This is a genomic window from Bradyrhizobium sp. (assembly GCF_049581145.1).
Classification (GTDB): domain Bacteria; phylum Pseudomonadota; class Alphaproteobacteria; order Rhizobiales; family Xanthobacteraceae; genus Bradyrhizobium.
Map to the genome: position 1 here is coordinate 1 of NZ_JBAURI010000747.1, position 1893 is coordinate 1893.

Consider the following 1893-nt stretch of genomic DNA (forward strand, 5'->3'; position numbering starts at 1 on the left):
GACCAAGGTCACGCAGATCCTGCGCAACCTGATCTCGAACGCGCTGAAATTCACCGAGCAGGGCGAGGTCCGGGTGACTGCGCGCTATGATCGCGAGCCCGGCGTGGTCGTCTTCACGGTGCGCGATACCGGGATCGGCATCGATCCGGTCGATCACGAGCGCATCTTCGAGGAGTTTTCCCAGGTCGACACCAAGCTGCACCGCAAGGTCAAGGGCACCGGTCTCGGGCTGTCGCTGTCGCGCTCGCTGGCGACACTTCTCGGCGGTACGCTCAGTGTCGAAAGCGTGCTCGGGCAGGGCTCGGTGTTCACGCTGGCTATTCCGGCCCGGCGCGGCGATCCGAGCAAGCAGGTGCGGCAGGCGGACAACGCCACCAAGAAGGTGCTGCTGATCGACGATGACGAGACCTTCCGCTACGTCATGCGCCAGATCATCACCGGCGACGGTCGTTACGAATTTTCCGAAGCCAGCGACGGCGACGCCGGGCTGACCAAGGCCCGCGCCGAGCAGCCCGATGTCATCATCCTCGATCTGCAGATGCCGACCATCGACGGCTTCACGGTGCTGCAGGAGCTTCACGCCGACCACCGGACCAGCGTCACGCCGGTGATCGTTTCGACCTCGCTCAACGTCAATGCCGAATTGAAGGCGCGGCTGCCGGCGGGCACGCGCGTCATCTCCAAGAACACCATCTCGAGGGATAATGTCGCGCTGTTCCTGCGCGAGGCCACGGGAGGCGCCGCATGACGGAGGTCGGCTCGCCGCTGGTGTTGAATGTCGACGATCAGGACGTGCAACGCTACGTCAAGACGCGCGACCTGAAGGAAAGCGATTTTGCCGTGATCGAGGCGCAAACCGGCGCCGAGGCGCTGCGCGTGGTCGAGGAGGTGCGGCCGCCGGTCGTCCTGCTCGACGTGCAGCTTCCCGATATCACCGGCTTCGACGTCTGCGCCTTCATCAAGAAGAAATGGCCGGAGACGATGGTGCTGATGACCTCGTCGACCTTCATCACCTCGGCCTCGCGGACCCGCGGCTTCGATTCCGGCGCCGACATGTTCCTGGTGCAGCCCGCCGAGCCGCTGGAGCTTGCGGCCAGCATCCGCGCGCTGCTGCGAATCAGGCAAAGCGAAGACGCCTTGCGGACGTTGAATGCGTCGCTGGAGCAGCGGGTGCAGGATCGCATCGTCGAACTGGTCGAGACCAATGCGCGGCTGAGCCAGGAAATCGTCCAGCGCCAGAAGGCCGAGGCGGCGCTTGTGCAGGCGCAGAAGATGGAAGCGGTCGGGCAGTTGACCGGCGGCCTGGCGCACGATTTCAACAATCTTCTGACCGCGGTGGTCGGCAATCTCGATCTGATCAAGGCGCGCGCCACCGATCCGCGCATCGTGCGGATGGCCGAGCATGCCTTCAAGGCCGCCGAGCGCGGCTCCAAGCTCACCGCCCAATTGCTGGCCTTTTCGCGCATCCAGAAGCTCGCGACCGAGCCGGTCGACGTCAACCGGCTGATCAGGGGGATGTTCGAGCTGTTGCAGCAATCGATCGGTCCGGCCATCACCATCAGGCTCGACCTTGCAGACGATCTGCCTGCCGCGCTCGCCGACATGAATCAGCTCGAACTGGCGATCCTCAATCTGTCGATCAACGCCCGCGACGCGATCGATGATACGGGAACGTTGACCATCAGCACGCGGCACGATGCCGACGCCGGCCGGGTCACGATCGATGTCGCCGACACCGGTTCGGGCATGAGCCTGGAGGTGATCGCACGCGCCTTCGATCCGTTCTTCACCACCAAGCCGCCCGGCAAGGGCACCGGGCTCGGGCTGTCGCAGGTGCACGGCATCGTCCGACAGCTGGGCGGCGATGTCACGATCGAGTCCGTGGTCGGCAAG

General features: G+C 64.8%; 2 protein-coding genes. Both read left to right on the plus strand.

Annotated features, from left to right (window positions below):
• Positions 1-748 (plus strand): ATP-binding protein (locus WCB02_RS24360; RefSeq protein WP_423962176.1); only part of this gene is annotated, 748 nt, incomplete at its 5' end.
• A partial coding sequence (locus WCB02_RS24365) for an ATP-binding protein (RefSeq protein WP_423962178.1) occupies positions 745-1893 on the plus strand: 1149 nt, incomplete at its 3' end. The genes WCB02_RS24360 and WCB02_RS24365, both read left to right, overlap by 4 nt.